Below are 420 nucleotides of genomic sequence, written 5' to 3'. Positions count from 1 at the left end.
AATCTGGCCGGGGCCACGGACTTTCTGGCCTTGTTGCTCGAAACTGGCGGGCGGCACAGCGTAGTCCAGCCCCATCGCGCCAATGGCGCTCCAGATAGCAGATGCGAGCTCCCACGCGCGCCGGGCGCCTTCTTGGTAACCATTGATCGCGCCCGACTTGCCCGCCTTTCGCAAAATATCAGCGGCCTGCTTGAGGACGCGCTCGATCGCTGGATCGTTAGGCTGGACGAATGCCGCCGCCATGTAAGGAAGGGATGAAAGGCCTCCCCACTGGTTGCGCGGAAGAAGATCAACGACGGAATCGACGGCCTGCAGTTCGGAGGAATCGTCTTTCGAAGAAACGAGCCTGAAAGAGACGACCGACTTTTCTGACTCCGTCAATCGCCCAAGCAACGGCCCGTCAAGACCCAGGTCGAGATC

At 60.5% G+C, this 420-nt stretch carries 1 protein-coding gene; it reads right to left on the bottom strand.

Going from position 1 to position 420, the window contains the following annotated elements; all coding sequences use genetic code 11:
• Positions 1 to 420: hypothetical protein (locus tag GR197_RS31545; protein WP_164016628.1), on the bottom strand; the 420-nt coding region annotated here is incomplete at both ends.

Origin of the sequence: Rhizobium phaseoli, from assembly GCF_010668805.1 — a bacterium.
Classification (GTDB): Bacteria; Pseudomonadota; Alphaproteobacteria; order Rhizobiales; family Rhizobiaceae; genus Rhizobium; species Rhizobium phaseoli_A.
Note: the sequence above shows the minus strand (reverse complement) of the source record. Positions and strands in the feature narration are given on the sequence as shown.